Below are 26,998 nucleotides of genomic sequence, written 5' to 3' on the forward strand. Positions count from 1 at the left end.
ACAAAATCACTACACTAACGCCGTTCTCAACGGGGTGCCACGCAAACGCGTGCGCTGAGAAAATACCCGTCGAACCTGATCCGGATAACGCCGGCGAAGGGATTTGAGGCTCCTTCTCAAGTCCTTTGCCACTCTTTTTTGAGGTGCAAAGTGTTAAAAAAATGTCTTCCCCTGCTGTTGCTGTGCACAGCGCCCGTTTTCGCTAAACCCGTTCTGACTGTTTATACCTACGATTCCTTCGCCGCCGACTGGGGGCCTGGTCCAAAGATCAAAAAAGCTTTTGAAGCCGACTGTAACTGCGAACTGAAACTGGTGGCGCTGGAAGATGGCGTTTCGCTTCTCAACCGTCTACGGATGGAAGGCAAAAATAGTAAAGCCGATGTGGTGCTGGGGCTGGATAACAATCTGTTAGACGCCGCCAGTAAAACCGGACTATTTGCCAAAAGCGGTGTGGCAGCGGATGCCGTTAACGTTCCCGGCGGCTGGAATAATGACACTTTCGTACCGTTTGATTACGGCTACTTCGCCTTCGTCTATGACAAGAACAAACTAAAAAACCCGCCACAAAGCCTGAAGGAGCTGGTTGAGAGCGATCAAAACTGGCGGGTGATTTATCAGGATCCGCGCACCAGTACGCCGGGGCTGGGTCTGTTGCTATGGATGCAAAAAGTCTATGGCGATAACGCCCCGCAAGCCTGGCAGAAACTGGCGAAGAAAACCGTCACCGTCACCAAAGGCTGGAGCGAAGCCTACGGCCTGTTTTTAAAAGGCGAAAGCGATCTGGTACTGAGTTACACCACCTCTCCGGCTTATCACATTCTCGAAGAGAAGAAAGATAACTACGCCGCTGCGAACTTCAGCGAAGGTCACTATCTGCAGGTGGAAGTCGCCGCCCGCACCGCTGCCAGCAAGCAGCCGGAGCTGGCGCAAAAATTCCTCCAGTTTATGGTTTCTCCGGCTTTTCAGAATGCGATCCCAACCGGTAACTGGATGTATCCGGTGGCAAATGTCACACTGCCTGCCGGGTTTGAACAATTGACCAAACCGGCCACCACGCTGGAGTTCACACCAGCTGAAGTGGCGGCACAACGTCAGGCATGGATTAGCGAATGGCAACGCGCCGTCAGCCGTTAATTCCCGGCTGGTTAATTCCAGGTGTAAGCGCCGCCACGCTGGTGGTAGCGGTTGCGCTGGCGGCGTTTCTCGCCCTGTGGTGGAACGCACCGCAGGGTAGCTGGGCGGCAATCTGGCAGGACAGCTACCTGTGGCATGTGGTGCGCTTCTCCTTCTGGCAGGCGTTTCTCTCGGCGCTGCTCTCTGTCGTACCCGCGATATTCCTCGCCCGCGCGCTCTATCGCAGGCGCTTTCCGGGTCGGCTGGCGCTGTTGCGTCTGTGCGCAATGACCTTAATCCTCCCGGTGCTGGTTGCTGTTTTCGGCATTCTTAGCGTCTATGGTCGCCAGGGCTGGCTGGCAACACTCTGCCAATCGCTCGGTCTGGAGTGGACCTTTTCGCCCTACGGCCTGCAAGGTATTTTGCTGGCGCACGTATTTTTTAATCTACCGATGGCGAGCCGCTTATTACTCCAGGCACTGGAAAACATTCCCGGCGAACAACGTCAGCTTGCCGCCCAGCTTGGGATGCGCGGCTGGCATTTTTTCCGCTTCGTCGAATGGCCGTGGTTACGGCGACAAATCCCGCCGGTTGCTGCACTTATCTTTATGCTCTGTTTCGCCAGCTTCGCCACCGTGCTATCGCTGGGCGGCGGTCCGCAGGCAACCACTATCGAGCTGGCAATCTATCAGGCGCTGAGTTACGACTACGATCCTGCCCGCGCGGCGATGCTGGCGCTGATCCAGATGGTGTGTTGCCTCGGGTTGGTGCTGCTGAGTCAGCGATTGAGTAAGGCCATTGCGCCAGGCACCACGCTGCTGCAAGGCTGGCGCGACCCGGACGATCGTCTGCATAGCCGCATTTGCGACACGGTGTTAATTGTGCTGGCGCTGCTGCTGTTGCTGCCACCGTTGCTGGCGGTGATCGTCGATGGGCTAAATCGCCAGTTGCCGGAAGTGCTGGCACAACCGGTGCTGTGGCAGGCGCTGTGGACCTCGTTGCGTATTGCGCTGGCGGCAGGTGTATTGTGCGTAGTGCTGACCATGATGCTGCTATGGAGCAGTCGCGAACTTCGGGCGCGGCAGAAAATGCTGGCGGGTCAGGCGCTGGAGATGAGCGGCATGTTGATCCTCGCCATGCCGGGGATTGTGCTGGCTACCGGCTTCTTTTTACTGCTCAACAACACCATTGGCCTGCCGCAATCTGCTGACGGCATTGTGATTTTCACCAATGCGTTAATGGCGATCCCTTATGCGCTGAAAGTACTGGAAAACCCGATGCGCGATATCACCGCCCGCTACAGTATGTTGTGTCAGTCGCTGGGCATTGAAGGCTGGTCGCGCTTAAAAGTGGTCGAGCTGCGCGCCCTGAAACGTCCACTGGCGCAGGCGCTGGCTTTTGCCTGCGTGCTGTCGATTGGTGATTTTGGCGTGGTGGCGTTGTTCGGTAACGATGATTTCCGCACCCTGCCGTTTTATCTCTACCAGCAAATTGGCTCCTATCGCAGCCAGGACGGCGCGGTCACCGCGTTAATTCTGCTGCTACTCTGTTTTCTGCTGTTTACCGTGATTGAAAAACTACCGGGGCGAGATGTTAAAACTGACTGATATCACCTGGCTTTACCAACATTTGCCGATGCGTTTTAGCTTAACGGTAGAACGCGGCGAGCAGGTGGCGATCCTCGGGCCAAGCGGCGCAGGTAAAAGTACCCTGCTGAACTTGATCGCCGGTTTTCTGACGCCAGCCAGCGGTTCGCTGACTATCGACGGCGTTGATCACACCACGACGCCGCCGTCACGCCGTCCGGTGTCGATGCTGTTTCAGGAAAACAACCTGTTCAGTCACCTGACGGTCGCGCAGAACATCGGGCTGGGGCTAAATCCGGGATTGAAACTGAACGCGGCACAGCAGGAGAAAATGCACGCTATCGCCCGCCAGATGGGGATTGATAATTTAATGGCGCGGTTACCTGGCGAGCTTTCCGGCGGTCAGCGACAGCGCGTGGCGTTAGCGCGTTGTCTGGTGCGCGAACAGCCGATTTTATTGCTCGATGAACCGTTCTCTGCGCTCGATCCGGCGTTACGTCAGGAGATGCTGACGCTGGTGAGCACGAGCTGCCAGCAGCAAAAAATGACGTTATTGATGGTGTCACACAGTGTGGAAGATGCCGCGCGGATCGCCACGCGCTCGGTGGTGGTCGCCGACGGGCGCATCGCCTGGCAGGGTAAGACCAATGAGTTGTTGAGCGGTAAGGCGAGTGCTTCAGCACTATTGGGGATTACGGGTTAGTATGCACTGTCAGATGCGGCGTGAACACCTTATCCGACCTACGGACAGTGCGTTTTGTAGGCCTGATAAGACGCGGTCAGCGTCGCATCAGGCAACCCGCACAAGACAATCCCCTAAACCCCAACCACTTTACGCAAAATATCGATATACACCGGCATCAACGGGTGGCGAATTAACACCACCAGCGCCACCACGCCGATGGCAGAAATCAACGGCGTCAGCCACAACAAACGGCCGCGCGACAAATAATGACTTAAACGATCGGTTGCTTTACCGCTGCGCCATAACCGCCAGCACAGCCAGCCACCAACCCACAAAAATACCGCCGTCGCCAGCAGCAACCATTTAAACTCGCCGCTCTGCATTCCGGCTGGAATATCGATCGCCGCGCCCGCCAGAATCCCAGGCAGGAAGTAAAACGGTGGCCACAGCAGGCAGCCGATAATATTCGGCGTAATGAATTTTGCCACCGGCAGATCCAGCATTCCCGCCACCATTGGCACCAGCGGACGCGTCGGGCCAACAAAGCGACCGACCAGAATGGTGAACATGCTGTGTTGATGCAACGCATGTTCAGTTTTATCGAGTAATGCTTTGTTTTTCTTCAGAAATGACCAGCGATGCAACGGCTTTTTAAAACGCCAGCCCAGCCAGAAGGAGATCCAGTCGCCCAGCAGACAACCGACAATCCCTGCCAGCCAGGCGTGCCAGAAACTTAACTCGCCGCTGCCAATCAGCGCTCCCAGCCCCGCCATCAGCACCGTACCGGGTAGAATCAAACCGACCAGCGCCAGCGACTCCAGAAAGGCCACCAACACCACCGCCATCAATGAATACACGGTAGATTGGGTAATAAAGTGTTCCAGCAATGCTTGCATAATGTGCCTGTCAAATGGACGAAGCAGGGATTCTGCAAACCCTATGCTACTCCGTCAAGCCGTCAATTGTCTGATTCGTTACCAATTATGACAACTTGACGGCTACATCATTCACTTTTTCTTCACAACCGGCACGGAACTCGCTCGGGCTGGCCCCGGTGCATTTTTTAAATACCCGCGAGAAATAGAGTTGATCGTCAAAACCAACATTGCGACCGACGGTGGCGATAGGCATCCGGGTGGTGCTCAAAAGCAGCTTCGCCTGGCTGATACGTTGGTCCTCGCGCCAGCTTAAGACGCTAATCCCTAACTGCTGGCGGAAAAGATGTGACAGACGCGACGGCGACAAGCAAACATGCTGTGCGACGCTGGCGATATCAAAATTGCTGTCTGCCAGGTGATCGCTGATGTACTGACAAGCCTCGCGTACCCGATTATCCATCGGTGGATGGAGCGACTCGTTAATCGCTTCCATGCGCCGCAGTAACAATTGCTCAAGCAGATTTATCGCCAGCAGCTCCGAATAGCGCCCTTCCCCTTGCCCGGCGTTAATGATTTGCCCAAACAGGTCGCTGAAATGCGGCTGGTGCGCTTCATCCGGGCGAAAGAACCCCGTATTGGCAAATATTGACGGCCAGTTAAGCCATTCATGCCAGTAGGCGCGCGGACGAAAGTAAACCCACTGGTGATACCATTCGCGAGCCTCCGGATGACGACCGTAGTGATGAATCTCTCCTGGCGGGAACAGCAAAATATCACCCGGTCGGCAAACAAATTCTCGTCCCTGATTTTTCACCACCCCCTGACCGCGAATGGTGAGATTGAGAATATAACCTTTCATTCCCAGCGGTCGGTCGATAAAAAAATCGAGATAACCGTTGGCCTCAATCGGCGTTAAACCCGCCACCAGATGGGCATTAAACGAGTATCCCGGCAGCAGGGGATCATTTTGCGCTTCAGCCATACTTTTCATACTCCCGCCATTCAGAGAAGAAACCAATTGTCCATATTGCATCAGACATTGCCGTCACTGCGTCTTTTACTGGCTCTTCTCGCTAACCAAACCGGTAACCCCGCTTATTAAAAGCATTCTGTAACAAAGCGGGACCAAAGCCATGACAAAAACGCGTAACAAAAGTGTCTATAATCACGGCAGAAAAGTCCACATTGATTATTTGCACGGCGTCACACTTTGCTATGCCATAGCATTTTTATCCATAAGATTAGCGGATCCTACCTGACGCTTTTTATCGCAACTCTCTACTGTTTCTCCATACCCGTTTTTTTGGATGGAGTGAAACGATGGCGATTGCAATTGGCCTCGATTTTGGCAGTGATTCTGTGCGAGCTTTGGCGGTGGACTGCGCCAGCGGTGAAGAGATCGCCACCAGCGTAGAGTGGTATCCCCGTTGGCAAAAAGGGCAATTTTGTGATGCCCCGAATAACCAGTTCCGTCATCATCCGCGTGACTACATTGAGTCAATGGAAGCGGCACTGAAAACCGTGCTTGCAGAGCTTAGCGTCGAACAGCGCGCAGCTGTGGTCGGGATTGGCGTTGACAGTACCGGCTCGACGCCCGCACCGATTGATGCCGACGGTAACGTGCTGGCGCTGCGCCCGGAGTTTGCCGAAAACCCGAACGCGATGTTCGTATTGTGGAAAGACCACACTGCGGTTGAAGAAGCGGAAGAGATTACCCGTTTGTGCCACGCGCCGGGCAATGTTGACTACTCCCGCTATATTGGCGGTATTTATTCCAGCGAATGGTTCTGGGCAAAAATCCTGCATGTGACTCGCCAGGACAGCGCCGTGGCGCAATCTGCCGCATCGTGGATTGAGCTGTGCGACTGGGTGCCAGCTCTGCTTTCCGGTACCACCCGCCCGCAGGATATTCGTCGCGGACGTTGCAGCGCCGGGCATAAATCTCTGTGGCACGAAAGCTGGGGCGGCTTGCCGCCAGCCAGTTTCTTTGATGAGCTGGACCCGATCCTCAATCGCCATTTGCCTTCCCCGCTGTTCACTGACACCTGGACTGCCGATATTCCGGTGGGCACCTTATGCCCGGAATGGGCGCAGCGTCTCGGCCTGCCTGAAAGCGTGGTGATTTCCGGCGGCGCGTTTGACTGCCATATGGGCGCAGTTGGCGCAGGCGCACAGCCTAACGCACTGGTAAAAGTTATCGGTACTTCCACCTGCGACATTCTGATTGCCGACAAACAGAGCGTTGGCGAGCGGGCAGTTAAAGGTATTTGCGGTCAGGTTGATGGCAGCGTGGTGCCTGGATTTATCGGTCTGGAAGCAGGCCAATCGGCGTTTGGTGATATCTACGCCTGGTTCGGTCGCGTACTCAGCTGGCCGCTGGAACAGCTTGCCGCCCAGCATCCGGAACTGAAAGCGCAAATCAACGCCAGCCAGAAACAACTGCTTCCGGCGCTGACCGAAGCATGGGCCAAAAATCCGTCTCTGGATCACCTGCCGGTGGTGCTCGACTGGTTTAACGGTCGTCGCTCGCCAAACGCTAACCAACGCCTGAAAGGGGTGATTACCGATCTTAACCTCGCTACCGACGCTCCGCTGCTGTTCGGCGGTTTGATTGCTGCCACCGCCTTTGGCGCACGCGCAATCATGGAGTGCTTTACCGATCAGGGGATCGCCGTCAATAACGTGATGGCGCTGGGCGGCATCGCGCGGAAAAACCAGGTCATTATGCAGGCCTGCTGCGACGTGCTGAATCGCCCGCTGCAAATTGTTGCCTCTGACCAGTGCTGTGCGCTCGGTGCGGCGATTTTTGCTGCCGTCGCCGCGAAAGTGCACGCAGACATCCCATCAGCCCAGCAAAAAATGGCCAGTGCGGTAGAGAAAACCCTGCAACCGCGCAGCGAACAGGCACAACGCTTTGAACAGCTTTATCGCCGCTATCAGCAATGGGCGATGAGCGCCGAACAACACTATCTTCCAACTTCCGCCCCGGCACAGGCTGCCCAGGCCGTTGCGACTCTATAAGGACACGATAATGACGATTTTTGATAATTATGAAGTGTGGTTTGTCATTGGCAGCCAGCATCTGTATGGCCCGGAAACCCTGCGTCAGGTCACCCAACATGCCGAGCACGTTGTTAATGCGCTGAATACGGAAGCGAAACTGCCCTGCAAACTGGTGTTGAAACCGCTGGGCACCACGCCGGATGAAATCACCGCTATTTGCCGCGACGCGAATTACGACGATCGTTGCGCTGGTCTGGTGGTGTGGCTGCACACCTTCTCCCCGGCCAAAATGTGGATCAACGGCCTGACCATGCTCAACAAACCGTTGCTGCAATTCCACACCCAGTTCAACGCGGCGCTGCCGTGGGACAGTATCGATATGGACTTTATGAACCTGAACCAGACTGCACATGGCGGTCGCGAGTTCGGCTTCATTGGCGCGCGTATGCGTCAGCAACATGCCGTCGTTACCGGTCACTGGCAGGATAAACAAGCCCATGAGCGTATCGGCTCCTGGATGCGTCAGGCGGTTTCTAAACAGGATACCCGTCATCTGAAAGTCTGCCGTTTTGGCGATAACATGCGTGAAGTGGCGGTCACCGATGGTGATAAAGTTGCCGCACAGATCAAGTTCGGTTTCTCCGTCAATACCTGGGCGGTTGGCGATCTGGTGCAGGTGGTGAACTCCATCAGCGACGGCGATGTTAACGCGCTGGTCGATGAGTACGAAAGCTGCTACACCATGACGCCTGCCACACAAATCCACGGCGAAAAACGACAGAACGTGCTGGAAGCGGCGCGTATTGAGCTGGGGATGAAGCGTTTCCTGGAACAAGGTGGCTTCCACGCGTTCACCACCACCTTTGAAGATTTGCACGGTCTGAAACAGCTTCCTGGTCTGGCCGTACAGCGTCTGATGCAGCAGGGTTACGGCTTTGCGGGCGAAGGCGACTGGAAAACCGCCGCCCTGCTTCGCATCATGAAGGTGATGTCAACCGGTCTGCAGGGCGGCACCTCCTTTATGGAGGACTACACCTATCACTTCGAGAAAGGTAATGACCTGGTGCTCGGCTCCCATATGCTGGAAGTCTGCCCGTCGATCGCCGCAGAAGAGAAACCGATCCTCGACGTTCAGCATCTCGGTATTGGTGGTAAGGACGATCCTGCCCGCCTGATCTTCAATACCCAAACCGGCCCAGCGATTGTCGCCAGCTTGATTGATCTCGGCGATCGTTACCGTCTACTGGTTAACTGCATCGACACGGTGAAAACACCGCACTCCCTGCCGAAACTGCCGGTGGCGAATGCGCTGTGGAAAGCGCAACCGGATCTGCCAACTGCTTCCGAAGCGTGGATCCTCGCTGGTGGCGCGCACCATACCGTCTTCAGCCATGCGCTGAACCTCAACGATATGCGCCAGTTCGCCGAGATGCACGACATTGAAATCACGGTGATTGATAACGATACCCGCCTGCCAGCGTTTAAAGACGCGCTGCGCTGGAACGAAGTGTATTACGGATTTCGTCGCTAAGTAGCCGCATCAGGTGTGTAACGCCTGATGCGACGCTGACGCGTCTTATCAGGCCTACACGCTGCGATTTTGTAGGCCGGATAAGCAAAGCGCATCCGGCATTCAACGCCTGATGCGACGCTGGCGCGTCTTATCAGGCCTACGCGTTCCGATTTTGTAGGCCGGATAAGCAAAGCGCATCCGGCATTCAACGCCTGATGCGACGCTGGCGCGTCTTATCAGGCCTACACGCTGCGATTTTGTAGGCCGGATAAGCAAAGCGCATCCGGCACGAAGGAGTCAACATGTTAGAAGATCTCAAACGCCAGGTATTAGAGGCCAACCTGGCGCTGCCAAAACATAACCTGGTCACGCTCACATGGGGCAACGTCAGCGCCGTTGATCGCGAGCGCGGCGTCTTTGTGATCAAACCTTCCGGCGTCGATTACAGCATCATGACCGCTGACGATATGGTCGTGGTTAGCATCGAAACCGGTGAAGTGGTTGAAGGTGCGAAAAAGCCCTCCTCCGATACGCCAACTCACCGACTGCTCTATCAGGCATTCCCGTCCATTGGCGGCATTGTGCACACACACTCGCGCCACGCCACTATCTGGGCGCAGGCGGGCCAGTCGATTCCAGCAACCGGCACCACCCACGCCGACTATTTCTACGGCACCATTCCCTGCACCCGCAAAATGACCGACGCAGAAATCAACGGTGAATATGAGTGGGAAACCGGTAACGTCATCGTAGAAACCTTCGAAAAACAGGGTATCGATGCAGCGCAAATGCCCGGCGTCCTGGTCCATTCTCACGGCCCATTTGCATGGGGCAAAAATGCCGAAGATGCGGTGCATAACGCCATCGTGCTGGAAGAGGTCGCTTATATGGGGATATTCTGCCGTCAGTTAGCGCCGCAGTTACCGGATATGCAGCAAACGCTGCTGAATAAACACTATCTGCGTAAGCATGGCGCGAAGGCATATTACGGGCAGTAATGACTGTATAAAACCACAGCCAATCAAACGAAACCAGGCTATACTCAAGCCTGGTTTTTTGATGGATTTTCAGCGTGGCGCAGGCAGGTTTTATCTTAACCCGACACTGGCGGGACACCCCGCAAGGGACAGAAGTCTCCTTCTGGCTGGCGACGGACAACGGGCCGTTGCAGGTTACGCTTGCACCGCAAGAGTCCGTGGCGTTTATTCCCGCCGATCAGGTTCCCCGCGCTCAGCATATTTTGCAGGGTGAACAAGGCTTTCGCCTGACACCGCTGGCGTTAAAGGATTTTCACCGCCAGCCGGTGTATGGCCTTTACTGTCGCGCCCATCGCCAATTGATGAATTACGAAAAGCGCCTGCGTGAAGGTGGCGTTACCGTCTACGAGGCCGATGTGCGTCCGCCAGAACGCTATCTGATGGAGCGGTTTATCACCTCACCGGTGTGGGTCGAGGGTGATATGCACAATGGCACTATCGTTAATGCCCGTCTGAAACCGCATCCCGACTATCGTCCGCCGCTCAAGTGGGTTTCTATAGATATTGAAACCACCCGCCACGGTGAGCTGTACTGCATCGGCCTGGAAGGCTGCGGGCAGCGCATCGTTTATATGCTGGGGCCGGAGAATGGCGACGCCTCCTCGCTTGATTTCGAACTGGAATACGTCGCCAGCCGCCCGCAGTTGCTGGAAAAACTCAACGCCTGGTTTGCCAACTACGATCCTGATGTGATCATCGGTTGGAACGTGGTGCAGTTCGATCTGCGAATGCTGCAAAAACATGCCGAGCGTTACCGTCTTCCGCTGCGTCTTGGGCGCGATAATAGCGAGCTGGAGTGGCGCGAGCACGGCTTTAAAAACGGCGTCTTTTTTGCCCAGGCTAAAGGTCGGCTAATTATCGACGGTATCGAGGCGCTGAAATCCGCGTTCTGGAATTTCTCTTCATTCTCGCTGGAAACTGTCGCTCAGGAGCTATTAGGCGAAGGAAAATCTATCGATAACCCGTGGGATCGAATGGACGAAATTGACCGCCGTTTCGCCGAAGATAAACCTGCGCTGGCAACTTATAACCTGAAAGATTGCGAGCTGGTGACGCAGATCTTCCACAAAACTGAAATCATGCCATTTTTACTCGAACGGGCAACGGTGAACGGCCTGCCGGTGGACCGACACGGCGGTTCGGTGGCGGCATTTGGTCATCTCTATTTTCCGCGAATGCATCGCGCTGGTTATGTCGCGCCTAATCTCGGCGAAGTGCCGCCGCACGCCAGCCCTGGCGGCTACGTGATGGATTCACGGCCAGGGCTTTATGATTCAGTGCTGGTGCTGGACTATAAAAGCCTGTACCCGTCGATCATCCGCACCTTTCTGATTGATCCCGTCGGGCTGGTGGAAGGCATGGCGCAGCCTGATCCAGAGCACAGTACCGAAGGTTTTCTCGATGCCTGGTTCTCGCGAGAAAAACATTGCCTGCCGGAGATTGTGACTAACATCTGGCACGGGCGCGATGAAGCCAAACGCCAGGGTAACAAACCGCTGTCGCAGGCGCTGAAAATCATCATGAATGCCTTTTATGGCGTGCTCGGCACCACCGCCTGCCGCTTCTTCGATCCGCGGCTGGCATCGTCGATCACCATGCGTGGTCATCAGATCATGCGGCAAACCAAAGCGTTGATTGAAGCACAGGGCTACGACGTTATCTACGGCGATACCGACTCAACGTTTGTCTGGCTGAAAGGCGCACATTCGGAAGAAGAAGCGGCGAAAATCGGTCGTGCACTGGTGCAGCACGTTAACGCCTGGTGGGCGGAAACGCTGCAAAAACAACGGCTGACCAGCGCATTAGAACTGGAGTATGAAACCCATTTCTGCCGTTTTCTGATGCCAACCATTCGCGGAGCCGATACCGGCAGTAAAAAGCGTTATGCCGGACTGATTCAGGAGGGCGACAAGCAGCGGATGGTGTTTAAAGGGCTGGAAACCGTGCGCACCGACTGGACGCCGCTGGCCCAGCAGTTTCAGCAGGAGCTATACCTGCGCATCTTCCGCAACGAGCCATATCAGGAATATGTACGCGAAACCATCGACAAACTGATGGCGGGTGAACTGGATGCGCGACTGGTTTACCGTAAACGCCTTCGCCGTCCGCTGAGCGAGTATCAGCGTAATGTGCCGCCTCATGTACGCGCCGCTCGCCTTGCCGATGAAGAAAACCAAAAGCGTGGTCGCCCCTTGCAATATCAGAATCGCGGCACCATTAAGTACGTATGGACCACCAACGGCCCGGAGCCGCTGGACTACCAACGTTCACCACTGGATTACGAACACTATCTGACCCGCCAGCTACAACCCGTGGCGGAGGGAATACTCCCTTTTATTGAGGATAATTTTGCTACACTTATGACCGGGCAACTTGGGCTATTTTGAGCAAAAAAAAGAGTTCGCCAGATACCATTTTGATGCGTGACGAATGCTTTGCCATCCAGTACCATAGCGCCCTTTCCATTCCTGGACCTGAATAACACCACTACCTCATAAGCACGGTAGCGGGTGGTTATTGCCTGCAATTAAAGATATAGAGCCGAACACATATGCCTTTTACACTTGGTCAACGCTGGATCAGCGATACAGAAAGCGAATTGGGACTTGGAACCGTTGTCGCGGTGGATGCGCGAACTGTCACTTTACTTTTCCCATCTACTGGTGAAAACCGTCTGTACGCACGCAGTGATTCCCCCGTGACCCGCGTGATGTTCAACCCTGGTGATACCATTACCAGCCATGACGGCTGGCAGATGCAAGTCGAAGAAGTAAAAGAAGAAAATGGCTTGCTGACCTATATCGGTACTCGCCTGGATACTGAAGAGTCCGGCGTAGCCCTGCGTGAAGTTTTCCTTGATAGCAAACTGGTGTTCAGCAAACCGCAGGACCGTCTGTTTGCCGGGCAGATTGACCGTATGGACCGCTTTGCGCTGCGTTATCGCGCGCGTAAATATTCCAGCGAACAGTTCCGTATGCCGTACAGCGGCCTGCGCGGTCAGCGTACCAGCCTGATCCCGCATCAGCTCAACATCGCTCATGATGTTGGTCGCCGCCACGCGCCGCGCGTCCTGCTGGCTGACGAAGTGGGTTTAGGGAAAACCATTGAAGCCGGGATGATCCTGCATCAGCAACTGCTCTCTGGCGCTGCTGAACGTGTGCTAATTATCGTCCCGGAAACCTTACAGCATCAGTGGCTGGTAGAAATGCTGCGCCGTTTCAACCTGCGCTTTGCGCTATTTGATGATGAGCGTTATGCCGAAGCTCAGCACGATGCTTACAACCCGTTTGACACCGAACAGCTGGTGATTTGCTCGCTGGATTTTGCCCGTCGTAGCAAACAGCGCCTGGAACATCTCTGTGAAGCCGAATGGGACCTGCTGGTGGTCGATGAAGCGCATCACCTGGTGTGGAGCGAAGATGCGCCAAGCCGTGAATATCAGGCCATTGAACAACTGGCAGAGCACGTGCCGGGCGTTCTGCTGCTGACCGCGACCCCGGAACAGCTGGGGATGGAAAGCCACTTCGCCCGTCTGCGTCTGCTGGACCCGAACCGTTTCCACGATTTTGCGCAGTTCGTTGAAGAGCAGAAAAATTATCGTCCGGTTGCGGACGCCGTTGCCATGCTGCTGGCAGGTAACAAACTGAGCAATGACGAACTGAACATGCTCGGCGAGATGATCGGCGAGCAGGATATCGAGCCGCTGTTGCAGGCAGCAAACAGCGACAGCGAAGATGCCCAGAGCGCCCGTCAGGAGCTGGTTTCGATGCTGATGGATCGCCACGGCACCAGCCGCGTGCTGTTCCGTAACACGCGTAACGGTGTGAAAGGATTCCCGAAACGCGAGCTGCACACCATTAAGCTGCCGCTACCGACGCAGTATCAGACGGCTATTAAAGTCTCCGGCATTATGGGCGCACGTAAAAGTGCGGAAGATCGTGCTCGCGATATGCTCTACCCGGAGCGTATTTATCAGGAATTTGAAGGTGATAACGCCACCTGGTGGAACTTCGATCCGCGCGTTGAGTGGCTGATGGGCTACCTGACCAGCCATCGCTCTCAGAAAGTGCTGGTGATCTGCGCCAAAGCTGCCACTGCGCTGCAACTGGAGCAGGTACTGCGCGAACGTGAAGGTATTCGCGCTGCGGTGTTCCACGAAGGTATGTCGATTATCGAACGTGACCGCGCTGCCGCCTGGTTTGCCGAAGAAGACACCGGCGCACAGGTACTGCTGTGCTCAGAAATCGGTTCTGAAGGACGTAACTTCCAGTTCGCCAGCCACATGGTGATGTTTGACCTGCCATTCAACCCGGATCTACTGGAGCAGCGTATTGGTCGTCTGGATCGTATCGGCCAGGCGCACGATATTCAGATCCATGTGCCTTATCTGGAGAAAACCGCTCAGTCGGTGCTGGTGCGCTGGTATCACGAAGGTCTGGATGCATTTGAGCACACCTGCCCGACCGGACGCACTATTTACGATAGCGTATACAACGATCTGATTAACTATCTGGCTTCACCGGATCAAACCGAAGGCTTTGACGATCTGATCAAAAACTGCCGCGAGCAACATGAAGCGCTGAAAGCACAGCTGGAACAGGGTCGTGACCGCCTGCTGGAAATCCACTCCAACGGTGGCGAAAAAGCCCAGGCACTGGCAGAAAGCATTGAAGAGCAGGATGACGATACCAACCTGATCGCCTTCGCCATGAACCTGTTCGATATTATCGGTATCAATCAGGACGATCGCGGCGACAACATGATCGTGCTGACGCCGTCCGATCATATGCTGGTGCCGGACTTCCCTGGCCTGTCGGAAGATGGCATCACCATCACCTTTGATCGTGAAGTGGCGCTGGCGCGTGAAGATGCACAGTTTATTACCTGGGAGCATCCGCTGATCCGCAACGGTCTGGATCTGATCCTTTCTGGCGATACCGGTAGCAGCACGATTTCACTGTTAAAAAACAAAGCGTTGCCGGTAGGTACGCTGTTGGTGGAACTGATTTATGTGGTTGAAGCCCAGGCTCCGAAGCAGTTGCAGCTCAACCGCTTCCTGCCACCGACGCCGGTACGTATGCTGCTGGATAAAAACGGCAACAACCTGGCGGCGCAGGTAGAGTTTGAAACCTTTAACCGCCAGCTTAACGCGGTTAACCGTCACACCGGCAGCAAACTGGTTAACGCCGTGCAGCAGGATGTTCACGCTATCCTTCAACTGGGTGAAGCGCAGATCGAGAAATCTGCCCGTGCATTGATTGATGCAGCGCGTAACGAAGCCGACGAAAAACTGTCTGCCGAGCTGTCTCGTCTGGAAGCTCTGCGTGCAGTGAACCCGAACATTCGTGACGACGAACTGACCGCCATTGAGAGCAACCGTCAGCAGGTAATGGAAAGCCTGGATCAGGCAGGTTGGCGTCTGGATGCCCTGCGTTTGATCGTTGTAACGCATCAGTAACGGAGCCGAAAATGGGGATGGAAAACTACAATCCACCGCAGGAACCCTGGTTGGTTATCCTGTATCAGGATGACCATATTATGGTGGTCAACAAGCCGAGCGGTTTGTTGTCAGTGCCGGGTCGTCTGGAAGAGCACAAAGACAGCGTGATGACGCGCATTCAGCGTGATTATCCGCAGGCAGAATCGGTGCATCGTCTGGATATGGCTACCAGCGGCGTGATTGTAGTGGCGCTGACCAAAGCCGCGGAGCGGGAGTTAAAACGCCAGTTCCGCGAGCGCGAGCCGAAAAAGCAGTATGTGGCCCGCGTCTGGGGGCATCCATCCCCCGCAGAAGGTCTGGTGGATCTGCCGCTGATTTGCGACTGGCCAAACCGCCCGAAACAGAAAGTCTGTTACGAAACGGGTAAACCTGCGCAGACGGAATATGAAGTGGTGGAGTATGCGGCGGATAACACGGCAAGAGTGGTGTTAAAACCGATTACCGGGCGTTCGCATCAATTGCGTGTGCATATGCTGGCGCTGGGTCATCCGATTCTCGGCGATCGTTTTTATGCATCACCAGAAGCGAGAGCGATGGCACCGCGTTTGTTGCTACATGCAGAGATGTTGACGATTACCCATCCGGCGTATGGCAATAGTATGACGTTTAAAGCGCCAGCGGATTTTTAATCGTCACGCTGGCGCAGTTCGGTAGGCGGATAAGGCGTTCACGCCGCATCCGGCAATTGTGCGCCGATTGCCTGATGCGACGCGGGCCGCGTCTTATCAGGCCTACAGTTTAAAACTTATTTAAACCCTTTCTGCTGCTTTATCAGCTCATATGCCTGCTGAATTTCCTGCGCTTTCTGCTTCGCCATCTCCATCATCTCAGGCGGCAAACCTTTCGCCACCAGCTTATCGGGATGGTGTTCACTCATCAGCTTACGGTAGGCACGTTTGATGGTGGTCGCATCATCCGTCGGCTTCACGCCCAGCACATTACAGGCATCTTCCAGCGTTGGGCCACGCTGCGCTTGCTGCCAGTTACCACCGCCAGTTTGCTGCTGATAACCGCCGCCAAACTGTGCACCGCCCTGCATCATGCGCAAAAACTGGTCAAACTGAGCGCGGGAGATCCCTAATTCTTCTGCAATGACATACAGCACCGCCCGTTCATTCGGGTGCAGTGAACCATCAGCAAACGCCGCCTGAATCTGGATCTCCAGAAACATACGAATTAAGTCAAAACGACCAAAGCAGACACTGCGAAACTGGCGCATCTTTTCGCGCAGCGGGTAATTGTCTGATTTTCCCACCCGGAACGCATTTTGCGCCGCAGTACGGGAAGCGCCATGAAGATTCATTCGGTCCATCAACTGGCTGGCGATATGAATATCAGCCTCCGTGACGCGACCTTTGGATTTGGTTAAATGCCCCATCACTTCAAAAGTGGTGGCAAAAAACAGCGCCTGACGCTCACGCTGGTTGGCGAACCACGCCATTTTACGGCTACGGGCTTTATCAAACATATGGCCAATTAACAGGCCTAACACTACGCCCCAAAAGCCGCCGCCCATCAGTAAGGCCACGGCCACGCCAATGATTTTTCCCCAATACTGCATATATTCCCCAAATCGACACACGGATATCAGGGCTATCTCCCACAATATAAAGGTGCTTTTACCGTTTTCCGGCTGCGGTCAATTGTGGGACATCGCCTATAATTTGCATTATCATACCTGTCATTCAATGCCGTGCCTAACACCACTGACGCTATTCGGACAGGATTAACACTAGCGTAGAGATGACGAGTACGTTAGTCTCTGACCGTTTGTCACGCGCAACGTTACCGATGATGGAACAATAAAATCAACGTATGAAAAAACGTATCCCCACTCTCCTGGCCACCATGATTGCCACCGCCCTTTATAGTCAACAGGGACTGGCAGCCGACCTCGCCTCACAGTGCATGTTGGGCGTGCCAAGCTATGACCGTCCTCTGGTACAGGGCGATACCAATGACTTACCCGTGACTATCAATGCTGACCACGCGAAAGGGGACTACCCGGATGACGCCGTGTTTACTGGCAGCGTGGATATCATGCAGGGTAACAGCCGTCTGCAGGCCGACGAAGTGCAGCTCCATCAAAAAGAGGCACCAGGACAACCGGAGCCGGTACGTACCGTTGATGCGCTCGGTAATGTCCATTACGACGATAACCAGGTGATCCTCAAAGGGCCGAAAGGCTGGGCGAATCTGAACACCAAAGATACCAACGTCTGGGAAGGTGATTACCAGATGGTGGGTCGCCAGGGTCGCGGTAAAGCGGACCTGATGAAACAACGTGGCGAAAACCGCTATACCATTCTGGACAACGGTAGCTTTACCTCCTGTCTGCCGGGTTCTGACACCTGGAGCGTGGTAGGTAGCGAAATTATTCATGACCGCGAAGAACAAGTTGCGGAGATCTGGAACGCCCGCTTTAAGGTGGGTCCGGTACCGATCTTTTATAGCCCCTATTTGCAGTTGCCGGTGGGTGACAAACGTCGCTCTGGTTTCTTGATCCCGAACGCCAAGTACACCACCACCAACTACTTTGAGTTCTACCTGCCATATTACTGGAACATCGCGCCAAATATGGATGCCACCATCACGCCGCATTATATGCATCGTCGTGGCAACATCATGTGGGAGAACGAATTCCGCTACCTCTCCCAGGCGGGCGCTGGCTTGATGGAACTGGACTATCTGCCTTCAGATAAAGTCTATGAAGATGAACACCCGAACGATGACAGTTCACGTCGTTGGTTATTCTACTGGAACCACTCCGGGGTCATGGATCAGGTGTGGCGTTTCAACGTCGACTACACCAAGGTCAGCGATCCTAGCTACTTCAATGATTTCGATAACAAGTACGGTTCCAGTACTGACGGCTACGCAACGCAAAAATTCAGCGTTGGCTATGCGGTGCAAAACTTCAATGCCACCGTTTCAACCAAGCAGTTCCAGGTCTTCAGCGAACAGAATACCAGTAGCTACTCGGCAGAGCCGCAGTTAGACGTTAACTACTACCAGAATGATGTTGGTCCGTTTGATACGCGTATTTACGGCCAGGCAGTGCACTTTGTTAACACCAGAGACGACATGCCTGAGGCAACCCGTGTTCACCTGGAACCGACCATCAATTTGCCGCTCTCTAATAACTGGGGCAGCATCAATACCGAAGCGAAGTTGCTGGCAACCCATTATCAGCAAACTAATCTTGACTGGTATAACTCCAGAAACACGACCAAGCTGGACGAATCCGTTAACCGCGTAATGCCGCAATTCAAAGTTGACGGCAAAATGGTCTTTGAACGCGATATGGAAATGCTGGCTCCGGGTTATACCCAAACGCTGGAACCGCGCGCGCAGTATTTGTACGTGCCGTATCGCGATCAGAGCGACATCTATAACTACGACTCGTCTCTGCTGCAATCTGACTACTCTGGCCTGTTCCGGGACCGGACTTACGGCGGTCTTGACCGTATTGCCTCCGCTAACCAGGTGACGACCGGTGTCACATCTCGCATATATGATGATGCTGCCGTTGAACGTTTTAATATTTCCGTTGGTCAAATCTACTATTTCACGGAGTCTCGCACTGGCGATGACAACATAACATGGGAGAATGACGACAAAACGGGCTCACTGGTGTGGGCAGGCGATACTTACTGGCGTATCTCCGAGCGTTGGGGATTGCGTGGCGGGATTCAGTACGATACACGTCTGGATAACGTAGCGACCAGTAACTCCAGCATTGAATACCGTCGGGATGAAGACCGTCTGGTACAGCTGAATTACCGTTACGCCAGCCCGGAATATATTCAGGCTACGCTGCCTAAGTACTATTCCACTGCTGAGCAATATAAGAATGGTATTTCGCAGGTAGGTGCTGTCGCCAGCTGGCCAATTGCCGATCGTTGGTCCATTGTTGGGGCCTACTACTACGACACCAATGCGAACAAGCAAGCCGACTCTATGTTAGGTGTGCAATACAGCTCCTGCTGCTATGCAATTCGCGTCGGTTACGAGCGGAAGCTGAACGGTTGGGATAACGATAAACAACATGCGGTATATGACAACGCAATCGGCTTTAACATCGAACTTCGCGGCCTGAGCTCCAACTACGGTCTGGGTACGCAAGAGATGCTGCGTTCGAACATTCTGCCGTATCAAAACACTTTGTGATTTGTTGATTTACCACGTAATCCGCAGTGCGGTTAATTGAAATGGAAAAAGTATGAAGAACTGGAAAACGCTGCTTCTCGGTATCGCCATGATCGCGAATACCAGTTTCGCTGCCCCCCAGGTAGTCGATAAAGTCGCAGCCGTCGTCAATAACGGCGTCGTGCTGGAAAGCGACGTTGATGGATTAATGCAATCGGTAAAACTGAACGCTGCTCAGGCAAGGCAGCAGCTTCCTGATGACGCGACGCTGCGCCACCAAATCATGGAACGTTTGATCATGGATCAAATCATCCTGCAGATGGGGCAGAAAATGGGAGTGAAAATCTCCGATGAGCAGCTGGATCAGGCGATTGCTAACATCGCGAAACAGAACAACATGACGCTGGATCAGATGCGCAGCCGTCTGGCTTACGATGGACTGAACTACAACACCTATCGTAACCAGATCCGCAAAGAGATGATTATCTCTGAAGTGCGTAACAACGAGGTGCGTCGTCGCATCACCATCCTGCCGCAGGAAGTCGAATCCCTGGCGCAGCAGGTGGGTAACCAAAACGACGCCAGCACTGAGCTGAACCTGAGCCACATCCTGATCCCGCTGCCGGAAAACCCGACCTCTGATCAGGTGAACGAAGCGGAAAGCCAGGCGCGCGCCATTGTCGATCAGGCGCGTAACGGCGCTGATTTCGGTAAGCTGGCGATTGCTCATTCTGCCGACCAGCAGGCGCTGAACGGCGGCCAGATGGGCTGGGGCCGTATTCAGGAGTTGCCGGGGATCTTCGCCCAGGCATTAAGCACCGCGAAGAAAGGCGACATTGTTGGCCCGATTCGTTCCGGCGTTGGCTTCCATATTCTGAAAGTTAACGACCTGCGCGGCGAAAGCAAAAATATCTCGGTGACCGAAGTTCATGCTCGCCATATTCTGCTGAAACCGTCGCCGATCATGACTGACGAACAGGCCCGCGTGAAACTGGAACAGATTGCTGCTGATATCAAGAGTGGTAAAACGACTTTTGCTGCCGCAGCGAAAGAGTTCTCGCAGGATCCAGGCTCTGCTAACCAGGGCGGCGATCTCGGCTGGGCTACACCAGATATTTTCGATCCGGCTTTCCGTGACGCCCTGACCCGCCTGAACAAAGGTCAAATGAGTGCACCGGTTCACTCTTCATTCGGCTGGCATTTAATCGAACTGCTGGATACCCGAAATGTCGATAAAACCGACGCTGCGCAGAAAGATCGTGCATACCGCATGCTGATGAACCGTAAGTTCTCGGAAGAAGCAGCAAGCTGGATGCAGGAACAACGTGCCAGCGCCTACGTTAAAATCCTGAGCAACTAATGGTTAAAACCCAACGTGTTGTGATCACTCCCGGCGAGCCCGCCGGGATTGGCCCGGACTTAGTTGTCCAGCTTGCACAGCGTGAGTGGCCGGTCGAACTGGTTGTTTGTGCCGATGCCACTCTCCTTACCAACCGGGCAGCGATGCTCGGTTTGCCGCTCACCCTCCGCCCTTATTCCCCCAACTCCCCTGCACAACCGCAAACTGCGGGCACATTAACGCTACTTCCTGTCGCGCTACGTGCACCTGTCACTGCGGGGCAGTTAGCGGTTGAAAATGGGCATTATGTGGTGGAAACGCTGGCGCGAGCGTGCGATGGTTGTCTGAACGGCGAATTTGCCGCGCTGATCACAGGTCCGGTGCATAAAGGCGTTATTAACGACGCTGGCATTCCTTTTACCGGTCATACCGAGTTTTTCGAAGAGCGTTCGCAGGCGAAAAAGGTGGTGATGATGCTGGCGACCGAAGAACTTCGCGTGGCGCTGGCAACGACGCATTTACCGCTGCGCGATATCGCAGACGCTATCACCCCTGCACTTTTGCACGAAGTGATTGCTATTTTGCATCACGATTTGCGGACCAAATTTGGTATTGCCGAACCGCGCATTCTGGTCTGCGGGCTGAATCCGCACGCGGGCGAAGGCGGTCATATGGGTACGGAAGAGATAGACACCATTATTCCGGTGCTCAATGAGCTGCGGGCGCAGGGGATGAAACTCAACGGGCCGCTGCCTGCCGATACCCTGTTTCAGCCGAAATATCTTGATAACGCCGACGCCGTGCTGGCGATGTACCACGATCAGGGTCTTCCCGTGCTAAAATACCAGGGCTTCGGGCGCGGTGTGAACATTACGCTGGGCCTGCCCTTTATTCGCACATCAGTGGACCACGGCACCGCGCTTGAACTGGCGGGACGTGGCAAAGCCGATGTCGGCAGTTTTATTACGGCGCTTAATCTCGCCATCAAAATGATTGTTAACACCCAATGAATAATCGAGTCCACCAGGGCCACTTAGCCCGTAAACGCTTCGGGCAAAACTTTCTCAACGATCAGTTCGTGATCGACAGTATTGTGTCTGCCATTAACCCGCAAAAGGGCCAGGCGATGGTCGAAATCGGCCCCGGTCTGGCGGCATTGACCGAACCGGTCGGCGAACGTCTGGACCAGCTGACGGTCATCGAACTTGACCGCGATCTGGCGGCACGTCTGCAAACGCATCCATTCTTAGGCCCGAAACTGACGATTTATCAGCAGGATGCGATGACCTTTAACTTTGGTGAACTGGCCGAGAAAATGGGTCAGCCGCTGCGTGTTTTCGGCAACCTGCCTTATAACATCTCCACGCCGTTGATGTTCCATCTGTTTAGCTATACTGATGCCATTGCCGACATGCACTTTATGTTGCAAAAAGAGGTGGTGAATCGTCTGGTTGCAGGACCGAACAGCAAAGCGTATGGTCGATTAAGCGTCATGGCGCAATACTATTGCAATGTGATCCCGGTACTGGAAGTACCGCCGTCAGCCTTTACACCACCACCCAAAGTGGATTCCGCCGTCGTGCGCCTGGTTCCTCATGCAACGATGCCTCACCCGGTTAAAGATGTTCGTGTGTTGAGCCGCATCACCACCGAAGCCTTTAACCAGCGTCGTAAAACCATCCGTAACAGCCTCGGCAACCTGTTTAGCGTCGAGGTGTTAACGGGAATGGGGATCGACCCGGCGATGCGAGCGGAAAATATCTCTGTCGCGCAATATTGCCAGATGGCGAACTATCTGGCGGAGAACGCGCCTTTGCAGGAGAGTTAACGATGATCAATTCGCCCCGAGTGTGTATTCAGGTTCAAAGCGTCTACATTGAGGCACAATCTTCACCTGATAATGAACGTTACGTTTTTGCTTATACCGTAACCATACGCAATCTGGGGCGAGCGCCAGTGCAGTTGTTGGGGCGTTACTGGCTGATCACCAATGGCAATGGCCGTGAAACCGAAGTCCAGGGCGAAGGAGTGGTTGGCGTCCAGCCACTTATCGCGCCTGGCGAAGAGTACCAGTACACCAGCGGTGCAATCATTGAAACCCCGCTGGGCACCATGCAGGGTCACTACGAAATGATCGATGAAAATGGCGTCCCTTTCAGCATCGACATTCCCGTATTCCGACTCGCCGTTCCCACACTCATTCATTAAAAGAATATGGCGACATACCTTATTGGCGACGTTCATGGTTGTTACGATGAACTGATCGCATTGCTGCATAAAGTAGAATTTACCCCTGGGAAAGATACCCTCTGGCTGACGGGCGATCTGGTCGCGCGCGGGCCGGGTTCGCTGGATGTTCTGCGCTATGTGAAATCCTTAGGCGACAGCGTACGTCTGGTGCTGGGCAATCACGATCTGCATCTGCTGGCGGTATTTGCCGGGATCAGCCGCAATAAACCGAAAGATCGCCTGACACCGCTGCTGGAAGCGCCGGATGCCGACGAGCTGCTTAACTGGCTGCGGCGCCAGCCTCTGCTGCAAATCGACGAAGAGAAAAAGCTGGTGATGGCCCACGCAGGGATCACGCCGCAGTGGGATCTGCAGACCGCCAAAGAGTGCGCACGCGATGTAGAAGCGGTGCTATCGAGTGACTCCTATCCCTTCTTTCTTGATGCCATGTACGGCGATATGCCAAATAACTGGTCACCGGAATTGCGGGGGCTGGGAAGACTGCGTTTTATCACCAACGCTTTTACCCGTATGCGTTTTTGCTTCCCGAACGGTCAACTGGATATGTACAGCAAAGAATCGCCGGAAGAGGCCCCTGCCCCACTGAAACCGTGGTTTGCGATTCCTGGCCCTGTCGCTGAAGAATACAGCATCGCCTTTGGTCACTGGGCATCGCTGGAGGGCAAAGGTACGCCGGAAGGTATATACGCGCTGGATACCGGCTGCTGCTGGGGTGGTACATTAACCTGCCTGCGCTGGGAAGATAAACAGTATTTTGTCCAGCCGTCGAACCGGCATAAGGATTTGGGCGAAGCGGCGGCGTCTTAAACACAGCCTGATATAGGAAGGCCGGATAAGACGCGACCGGCGTCGCATCCGGCGCTAGCCGTAAATTCTATACAAAATTACCGCCGCTCCAGAATCTCAAAGCAATAGCTGTGAGAGTTCTGCGCATCAGCATCGTGGAATTCGCTGAATACCGATTCCCAGTCATCCGGCTCGTAATCCGGGAAATGGGTGTCGCCTTCCACTTCTGCGTCGATATGCGTCAGATACAGTTTTTGCGCTTTTGGCAAGAACTGTTCATAAACGCGACCGCCGCCAATCACCATGATTTCTGGTACGTCACCACACGCCGCGATGGCTTCATCCACCGACTTCACCCACGTTACGCGATCGTCCGTACCCGGTTGACTGCTGAGGATAATATTTTTGCGTCCTGGCAACGGACGACCGATTGATTCCCAGGTATGGCGGCCCATAATCACGGGTTTATTTAAGGTGTTGCGTTTAAACCAGGCGAGATCGGCAGGCAGGTTCCACGGCATGGCGTTTTCCATGCCGATAACGCGATCTACCGCTAACGCCGCAATCAGACTGATCATTGAGATTTCCCGATAAAAAAAATTGTCGCCACTATACGTAAAGCGTAAACCGTCGTCGACTGGTGCGAGGATGATGTTGAGGAAAATTTTATATTCTGCTGGCGAGTCCACGCTCTCTCCCTGGACTCGCCGCATTACAATGAAACAAAAACAAACAGTTAGCTGTAAAGTGTGATTTACGTCACTCTTTATTAGGATGAGGGTTTCGTTTCCGGTTCATCCGCCATGTTGCCGGTATGTTTACCTTCTTCGGTTCCCTGCCAGCCATGTCGTTGAATTAATGACAGATGTTCGCGGTCCTCGGTAATGATCTCACTTAACATCGCGCTGGTGCGTTTATAGACCGCCGCGCGGGCTTTGGTGTCGTTCTCAACCATTGCCATCTCTTCCACCATCTGAATATTAAAGCGGCGGAACACATCGGCACGTTCTCGCGCTTCATACGGCCCCAGACCTAAACTTTCCAGTGCCAGACGCCCGGTTTTCAGCGCACCTTCGAAGGTTTCACGCTCCGGCTTTTCAACGCCTGCCTGACGCAAACGAATGTAGTGGTCGACATCGCGGGCGCGGGCAATAATCTGCAAATGCGGGAAATGTTCTTTCACCATCTCTGTCAGTTGCAGGTTGGTTTGCGGATCGTCGATGGCGTTAATCAGCACTTCCGCTTTCGCCGCTCCGGCAGATTCCAGTAAATCCATCCGCGTGGCATCGCCATAAAACACTTTCATACCAAATTTACGCAAGGTTTCGATATGGTCCGGATCGTGATCGAGTACCACCATTTTCACCCCGCAGGAGAGCAGTAAACGTCCGGTAATCTGCCCAAAACGACCGAATCCGGCGATAATCACGCGCGGCTGTTCTTCGTCGATCTCATCGGCTTCACGCGCTTCCTCAGTAGAAGATTGCTCAAGGCGATTGAGGATCACCAGCAGAATCGGCGTTGCTGCCATCGACAGCGCCACCGCCAGGGTCAGCGATTTCGCCCACTCCGGCTCCAGCACATTCGCCATCTGCGCCGCGCCAAATACCACAAAGGCAAACTCACTGCCCTGCCCTAACAACACCGCAAACCAACGACGCTGTTTATTTGGCACTTGCAACGGTCGGGCAATCAGCCACAGCATGGCGATTTTGATGATGAGGAAACCGAGCAGCAAAATGACAATGCGCAATGGGTTTTCAAGCAGCGTGCCAAAGTCTATCGACATGCCAACACCGATGAAAAACAGCCCCAACAGCAAACCTTTAAATGGTTCGATATCGCTCTCCAGCGCATGACGGTATTCCGAGCTTGCCAGCAGTACGCCCGCCAGAAACGCGCCCATCGCCATCGACAAGCCGACCTCTTCCAGCAGCAAACCAAAGCCAAACACGAGGAATAACGCCACGGCACTAAACACTTCCCGCAAGCCAGAGCGGGCTACAAAACGCAGCGCCGGACGCGTGACATAGCGCCCCAGCAATACCACCAGCACCAGCGCACCCGCCACTTTTAACGCCGAGAGAGCAAATGCGCCCATCGTCGTCGAGGCACTGCTCGTTGCCAGTAGCGGAATCATCGCCACCAGCGGGATCGCCGCGATATCCTGGAACAGCAGCACCGCAAAGGCACTGCGACCCATTTGCGTCACCATCAGATTGCGTTCATTCATCGCCTGCATGGCAATCGCCGTAGAGGAGAGCGCCAGCGTCATGCCGATCAATTCCGCGACCTGCCAGCGCAGCCCAAGTAACATGCAGAACAGCCCCAGCAGGCCGCCGCAAATCACCATCTGCAATGCGCCACCGCCGAACACTGCCGCACGCAGCTTCCACAGCCTTTGTGGATCGAGTTCGAGGCCGATAATAAACAGCATCAGCACCACCCCAATCTCGGCAAAGTGCAGAATAGATTCGGCATCGGTCACCAGTCGCAGCCCCCACGGGCCAATAATGCAGCCGGCGATCAGGTAGCCAAGTACCGATCCCAGACCAAGACGTACCGCAATGGGTACAATCAGCGCTGCCGAACCGAGATAAATCAGCGCCTGAATCAGCGTATGGCTATCCATGATGGGCCTCCTGCCATTCCAGCAGACGTTGCTTATAGTGACGCGCCTGCCCTTCGAGGGTTTCGTCGTCACAAATAAAGGTGCAGTGCATGGCAAACGGTGGCAGCCAGTTCAGCCCGCAGTAGATTGCCGTCGCCTGTAGCGGCTGCGACAGCACATCAAAGCCCGGATGCGCACCAATTTCAAAATGGCTTTCCCCGCCGCCGGTCGTCACCGCCCACAGCAAATGTTTGCCATGTAGCGCCGTGCCGCCGTGACCGTAAGCCCAGCCGTGCGAGAAAACTTTATCGATCCAAAGTTTAAGGAGCGGTGGAATGCTGTACCACTGCATCGGGTGCTGCCAGACGATCAGATCGGCGCGAGACAGCGCCTCCTGCTCGGCGGCAATATCGATATTGAAGTCAGGATAGAGTTGATAAAGAGAGCGAATTTCGACGCCATCCAGCGTCCTTGCCTGTTCAAGCATCCGTTTATTCGCATGGGAATGATGCGGATACGGATGCGCATAAATTATGAGGATCATAGTT

At 54.4% G+C, this 26,998-nt stretch carries 21 protein-coding genes and 1 riboswitch; of the genes, 15 read left to right on the forward strand and 6 right to left on the reverse strand.

Annotated features, from left to right (window positions below):
* Positions 1-20: 20 nt before the first annotated feature.
* A riboswitch (TPP riboswitch) is annotated at positions 21-120 on the forward strand.
* 30 nt (positions 121-150) lie between these two features.
* Genes thiB through thiQ form a run of 3 tightly spaced genes read left to right on the forward strand, consistent with a single transcriptional unit; the run spans position 151 to position 3,402 of the window.
* Positions 151-1,134 carry a thiamine ABC transporter substrate binding subunit gene (gene thiB, locus AB4H76_RS19335; RefSeq protein WP_001556401.1) on the forward strand — a complete coding sequence of 328 codons (984 nt, stop codon included), beginning with the start codon at positions 151-153 and terminating at the stop codon, positions 1,132-1,134.
* Positions 1,110-2,720 (forward strand): thiamine/thiamine pyrophosphate ABC transporter permease ThiP, encoded by a 1,611-nt coding sequence (gene thiP, locus AB4H76_RS19340; RefSeq protein ID WP_000235717.1) that lies wholly within the window; start codon positions 1,110-1,112, stop codon positions 2,718-2,720. Before thiB ends, thiP begins: the two co-directional genes overlap by 25 nt.
* Entirely contained in the window at positions 2,704-3,402 is a 699-nt protein-coding gene (thiQ, locus tag AB4H76_RS19345; protein WP_000916325.1) for a thiamine ABC transporter ATP-binding protein ThiQ, read from the forward strand. The genes thiP and thiQ overlap by 17 nt, the downstream gene beginning before the upstream one ends.
* A gap of 113 nt (positions 3,403-3,515) precedes the next feature.
* Here thiQ and AB4H76_RS19350 read toward each other — a convergent pair whose 3' ends face one another.
* Both AB4H76_RS19350 and araC read right to left on the reverse strand, forming a co-directional pair.
* On the reverse strand, positions 3,516-4,280 hold the full coding sequence (locus tag AB4H76_RS19350) for a DedA family protein (protein WP_001148403.1): 765 nt from the start codon (positions 4,278-4,280) through the stop codon (positions 3,516-3,518).
* Between the two features lie 85 nt (positions 4,281-4,365).
* Positions 4,366-5,244: an arabinose operon transcriptional regulator AraC gene (araC, locus tag AB4H76_RS19355; protein ID WP_001300811.1), complete on the reverse strand. Its 879-nt coding sequence runs from the start codon at positions 5,242-5,244 to the stop codon at positions 4,366-4,368.
* A 338-nt stretch (positions 5,245-5,582) separates the two neighbouring features.
* Between araC and araB the strand changes: the two genes are divergently transcribed.
* The 6 genes from araB to rluA all read left to right on the forward strand — a co-directional run bounded on the left by araB (position 5,583) and on the right by rluA (position 15,944).
* Positions 5,583-7,283: a ribulokinase gene (araB, locus tag AB4H76_RS19360; protein WP_000951777.1), complete on the forward strand. Its 1,701-nt coding sequence runs from the start codon at positions 5,583-5,585 to the stop codon at positions 7,281-7,283.
* Between the two features lie 10 nt (positions 7,284-7,293).
* Positions 7,294-8,796, forward strand: a complete 1,503-nt coding sequence (gene araA, locus AB4H76_RS19365) for an L-arabinose isomerase (protein WP_000151726.1) — start codon at positions 7,294-7,296, stop codon at positions 8,794-8,796.
* A 284-nt stretch (positions 8,797-9,080) separates the two neighbouring features.
* Positions 9,081-9,776 carry an L-ribulose-5-phosphate 4-epimerase gene (araD, locus tag AB4H76_RS19370; RefSeq protein WP_000888655.1) on the forward strand — a complete coding sequence of 232 codons (696 nt, stop codon included), beginning with the start codon at positions 9,081-9,083 and terminating at the stop codon, positions 9,774-9,776.
* A 74-nt stretch (positions 9,777-9,850) separates the two neighbouring features.
* The gene (polB, locus tag AB4H76_RS19375) at positions 9,851-12,202 is read left to right on the forward strand and encodes a DNA polymerase II (RefSeq protein ID WP_000035670.1); all 2,352 of its coding nucleotides are present in this window, start codon (positions 9,851-9,853) and stop codon (positions 12,200-12,202) included.
* 164 nt (positions 12,203-12,366) lie between these two features.
* A complete protein-coding gene (rapA, locus tag AB4H76_RS19380) occupies positions 12,367-15,273 on the forward strand; it encodes an RNA polymerase-associated protein RapA (protein ID WP_001117011.1) in 2,907 nt (968 codons plus the stop codon).
* A gap of 11 nt (positions 15,274-15,284) precedes the next feature.
* Positions 15,285-15,944, forward strand: a complete 660-nt coding sequence (gene rluA, locus AB4H76_RS19385; RefSeq protein WP_000525176.1) for a bifunctional tRNA pseudouridine(32) synthase/23S rRNA pseudouridine(746) synthase RluA — start codon at positions 15,285-15,287, stop codon at positions 15,942-15,944.
* A 116-nt stretch (positions 15,945-16,060) separates the two neighbouring features.
* Here the strand turns inward: rluA and djlA are convergent, their stop codons facing one another.
* Positions 16,061-16,876, reverse strand: coding sequence for a co-chaperone DjlA (djlA, locus tag AB4H76_RS19390; RefSeq protein ID WP_001200579.1), 816 nt, complete (start codon positions 16,874-16,876; stop codon positions 16,061-16,063).
* A gap of 254 nt (positions 16,877-17,130) precedes the next feature.
* Between djlA and lptD the strand changes: the two genes are divergently transcribed.
* From lptD to apaH, 6 genes are read left to right on the forward strand one after another with little or no spacing between them, the layout of a single operon-like run.
* The gene (gene lptD / locus AB4H76_RS19395; RefSeq protein ID WP_000746151.1) at positions 17,131-19,485 is read left to right on the forward strand and encodes an LPS assembly protein LptD; all 2,355 of its coding nucleotides are present in this window, start codon (positions 17,131-17,133) and stop codon (positions 19,483-19,485) included.
* A 52-nt stretch (positions 19,486-19,537) separates the two neighbouring features.
* A complete protein-coding gene (gene surA, locus AB4H76_RS19400; RefSeq protein WP_000800457.1) occupies positions 19,538-20,824 on the forward strand; it encodes a peptidylprolyl isomerase SurA in 1,287 nt (428 codons plus the stop codon).
* The gene (gene pdxA, locus AB4H76_RS19405) at positions 20,824-21,813 is read left to right on the forward strand and encodes a 4-hydroxythreonine-4-phosphate dehydrogenase PdxA (protein WP_000241277.1); all 990 of its coding nucleotides are present in this window, start codon (positions 20,824-20,826) and stop codon (positions 21,811-21,813) included. Before surA ends, pdxA begins: the two co-directional genes overlap by 1 nt.
* Positions 21,810-22,631, forward strand: coding sequence for a 16S rRNA (adenine(1518)-N(6)/adenine(1519)-N(6))-dimethyltransferase RsmA (rsmA, locus tag AB4H76_RS19410; RefSeq protein WP_001065381.1), 822 nt, complete (start codon positions 21,810-21,812; stop codon positions 22,629-22,631). Before pdxA ends, rsmA begins: the two co-directional genes overlap by 4 nt.
* 2 nt (positions 22,632-22,633) lie before the next feature.
* Positions 22,634-23,011, forward strand: a complete 378-nt coding sequence (apaG, locus tag AB4H76_RS19415; protein ID WP_000610901.1) for a Co2+/Mg2+ efflux protein ApaG — start codon at positions 22,634-22,636, stop codon at positions 23,009-23,011.
* A 6-nt stretch (positions 23,012-23,017) separates the two neighbouring features.
* Complete coding sequence (gene apaH, locus AB4H76_RS19420) at positions 23,018-23,860, forward strand: bis(5'-nucleosyl)-tetraphosphatase (symmetrical) ApaH (protein ID WP_000257192.1); 843 nt, start codon at positions 23,018-23,020, stop codon at positions 23,858-23,860.
* Between the two features lie 77 nt (positions 23,861-23,937).
* On the opposite strand, the gene folA is transcribed toward apaH, so the two are convergent.
* From folA to kefF, 3 genes are all read right to left on the reverse strand, one after another.
* Positions 23,938-24,417: a type 3 dihydrofolate reductase gene (folA, locus tag AB4H76_RS19425; RefSeq protein ID WP_000624375.1), complete on the reverse strand. Its 480-nt coding sequence runs from the start codon at positions 24,415-24,417 to the stop codon at positions 23,938-23,940.
* Between the two features lie 191 nt (positions 24,418-24,608).
* The gene (kefC, locus tag AB4H76_RS19430; RefSeq protein WP_077492491.1) at positions 24,609-26,471 is read right to left on the reverse strand and encodes a glutathione-regulated potassium-efflux system protein KefC; all 1,863 of its coding nucleotides are present in this window, start codon (positions 26,469-26,471) and stop codon (positions 24,609-24,611) included.
* On the reverse strand, positions 26,464-26,994 hold the full coding sequence (gene kefF, locus AB4H76_RS19435; RefSeq protein WP_000600718.1) for a glutathione-regulated potassium-efflux system oxidoreductase KefF: 531 nt from the start codon (positions 26,992-26,994) through the stop codon (positions 26,464-26,466). Before kefF ends, kefC begins: the two co-directional genes overlap by 8 nt.
* Positions 26,995-26,998: the final 4 nt, after the last annotated feature.

The sequence above is a fragment of the Escherichia sp. UTM R2 genome, from assembly GCF_048593455.1.
GTDB lineage: Bacteria > Pseudomonadota > Gammaproteobacteria > Enterobacterales > Enterobacteriaceae > Escherichia > Escherichia coli.

Excerpts from the sequence above, each read along its gene's own strand:
- thiP (WP_000235717.1), top strand. The coding sequence starts at position 1,110 with ATGGCAACGCGCCGTCAGCCGTTAATTCCCGGCTGGTTAATTCCAGGT.
- thiQ (WP_000916325.1), top strand. The coding sequence starts at position 2,704 with ATGTTAAAACTGACTGATATCACCTGGCTTTACCAACATTTGCCGATG.
- AB4H76_RS19350 (WP_001148403.1), bottom strand. The coding sequence starts at position 4,280 with ATGCAAGCATTGCTGGAACACTTTATTACCCAATCTACCGTGTATTCA.
- araC (WP_001300811.1), bottom strand. The coding sequence starts at position 5,244 with ATGGCTGAAGCGCAAAATGATCCCCTGCTGCCGGGATACTCGTTTAAT.
- araB (WP_000951777.1), top strand. The coding sequence starts at position 5,583 with ATGGCGATTGCAATTGGCCTCGATTTTGGCAGTGATTCTGTGCGAGCT.
- araA (WP_000151726.1), top strand. The coding sequence starts at position 7,294 with ATGACGATTTTTGATAATTATGAAGTGTGGTTTGTCATTGGCAGCCAG.
- araD (WP_000888655.1), top strand. The coding sequence starts at position 9,081 with ATGTTAGAAGATCTCAAACGCCAGGTATTAGAGGCCAACCTGGCGCTG.
- rapA (WP_001117011.1), top strand. The coding sequence starts at position 12,367 with ATGCCTTTTACACTTGGTCAACGCTGGATCAGCGATACAGAAAGCGAA.
- rluA (WP_000525176.1), top strand. The coding sequence starts at position 15,285 with ATGGGGATGGAAAACTACAATCCACCGCAGGAACCCTGGTTGGTTATC.
- djlA (WP_001200579.1), bottom strand. The coding sequence starts at position 16,876 with ATGCAGTATTGGGGAAAAATCATTGGCGTGGCCGTGGCCTTACTGATG.
- lptD (WP_000746151.1), top strand. The coding sequence starts at position 17,131 with ATGAAAAAACGTATCCCCACTCTCCTGGCCACCATGATTGCCACCGCC.
- surA (WP_000800457.1), top strand. The coding sequence starts at position 19,538 with ATGAAGAACTGGAAAACGCTGCTTCTCGGTATCGCCATGATCGCGAAT.
- pdxA (WP_000241277.1), top strand. The coding sequence starts at position 20,824 with ATGGTTAAAACCCAACGTGTTGTGATCACTCCCGGCGAGCCCGCCGGG.
- rsmA (WP_001065381.1), top strand. The coding sequence starts at position 21,810 with ATGAATAATCGAGTCCACCAGGGCCACTTAGCCCGTAAACGCTTCGGG.
- apaG (WP_000610901.1), top strand. The coding sequence starts at position 22,634 with ATGATCAATTCGCCCCGAGTGTGTATTCAGGTTCAAAGCGTCTACATT.
- apaH (WP_000257192.1), top strand. The coding sequence starts at position 23,018 with ATGGCGACATACCTTATTGGCGACGTTCATGGTTGTTACGATGAACTG.
- folA (WP_000624375.1), bottom strand. The coding sequence starts at position 24,417 with ATGATCAGTCTGATTGCGGCGTTAGCGGTAGATCGCGTTATCGGCATG.
- kefC (WP_077492491.1), bottom strand. The coding sequence starts at position 26,471 with ATGGATAGCCATACGCTGATTCAGGCGCTGATTTATCTCGGTTCGGCA.
- kefF (WP_000600718.1), bottom strand. The coding sequence starts at position 26,994 with ATGATCCTCATAATTTATGCGCATCCGTATCCGCATCATTCCCATGCG.